Genomic DNA, 1767 nt, shown 5'->3' with positions numbered 1-1767 from the left:
CATCGCATGGGCGAGGCCGTTACCGAGCAACTTCATATCGAGGTGAAGGCGAAGGTCCTGCAGAATGTGCGGTTCAAATATGCTTCACATGGGGATTACATGGTCAAGTGTGATTTTCCTCCTTCGCAGTTTCGGTCCAAGGTCTGAGCCCGATCACGTGACGCGGCCCGGTCGCCGGGCCTCATCCACCTCACATGCGGTCGCCGCTCCTGGCGGCAGCACCAATATCCCGCTTGCGGCGGGCGCAGGCTCAGGAAGACGAAACCATTCTGCCGATCGGCTGTTGAGGCCATGCATATTTTCGGTTCGCCCACCTGGATCCGAAAGGCTGATCAGGCCTTTGCGGAATGGAGGAAAAGGGTGGTGGAAGCGGTCATGCGGTTTTCATGAGCGCTCCCTGGATGATGACGCCGGCGGTCGCGTATTTCCACAGCGCCACCAGCAGCTTGCGGGCGAGCGCGACGATCATCGCCTTCTTGAGGCGGCCGCCGTTGCGCGCCACCCGTTCGCTGAACCAGCGGGCCAGGCCCGAGGCCGGCTGATGGCGCAGCCACAGCCAGGCAAGCTCGACCATCGTCGTTCGCAGCCGCGGATTGCCTGCCTTCGACACGCCTTGTTCGTGATCGATCGTGCCGCTCTTCCATGGGGAAGGTGCCAGTCCCGCGTAGGCGGCCACCTGCCTGCGGTTGTTGAAATGCCGGAACAGCCCTTCGGCGTGGAGGATCGTCGCGAATTCCGGCCCGATGCCCTTCAGCTTGAGCAACATCGCCGCCGGCGTCGAGGCGTCCACCGCCATCGCGGCGAGCAGCGCGTCGCGCTCGGCCTCCACCGCCTTGATCTGGCCGAGCAGCAATTCGAGACGGTCAAGTTCGCGGCCGATCCGGGCCTTCATGCGGGCCGGCAGGGCGCGGCCATCGCCGGTCCGCAGTTCTTCCAGGCGATCGCGGCGGTCGCGGCGCAAAGGCTCGTAGTCGCGGATGCCCTGGCTGAAGAGCAGGCCTTTGATGCGGTTGACGTGCTCGACCCGTTCGGCGACCAGCACCTTGCGCTCGCGGTTGGTCCGGCGGCGATCCTCATTCTCGGGCGTCGGCACCCGGACCATCGAGCAGACGCGCGGCTCACCCCGCTTGACGGCCAGCAGGGCGCGGATCAGCGCCTCGCCATCAAGCCGATCCGTCTGGCGCGACGGTGGCGGCGCGACACCGCGATCGATGCCGCATCGACGATGTGACTTTCGATCCAGTCCTCGCGGTTCAGCACCCGGTCGATCCAGAAGCCGTCCAGCCCCGCCTCCTGGATCACCACCAACGGATAAAGCGCGCCCGTGCGCGCCTCGGCCTTGCTGCGCAGCCCGGTGAGGCAGACGAGCAGCCCGGCACTGTCACCGCCGGCGACCATGTGGCGTGACATCTTCTCGCTGCCCGGTACAATCGAGGTGACTAGCCAGGTCGATCTGGACAGCTCCAGCGAGACGAAGATTGCGCCAAGATCCACGCGGACAGCGGCTTGTAGCTCGGATTGATCGGTGGTCGAAAGATGCATGAAAGGGCCTCCAAAGAGCGAGTTGCGATGGCCCACTCTGCCAGAGTGCGGGCCACGATCCACTCCCCATGGGATCTGCCGTCATTGCGACCGTACCGGCATCAACACGCCGGTCGTGACCGCGCCGATGCCCGCGCAACCCTTGCCGGGCAGCATCGCCACGGCTTCGAGGCTGGCCTTCGCGCTCGTTCACAAATACGTCGACGGCACACCGCTCTACCGCCT

At 65.2% G+C, this 1767-nt stretch carries 1 pseudogene; it reads right to left on the bottom strand.

The features are described from left to right. Positions 1-373 precede the first annotated feature (373 nt). Positions 374-1542, bottom strand: a pseudogene (locus NKH01_RS35130) (IS110 family RNA-guided transposase). Positions 1543-1767: the final 225 nt, after the last annotated feature.

It is taken from the genome of Mesorhizobium sp. M1403, assembly GCF_040317695.1.
Classification (GTDB): Bacteria; Pseudomonadota; Alphaproteobacteria; order Rhizobiales; family Rhizobiaceae; genus Mesorhizobium.
The sequence above is the reverse complement of the archived record's forward strand: the minus strand, read 5'-3'. Positions and strand labels throughout refer to the sequence as shown.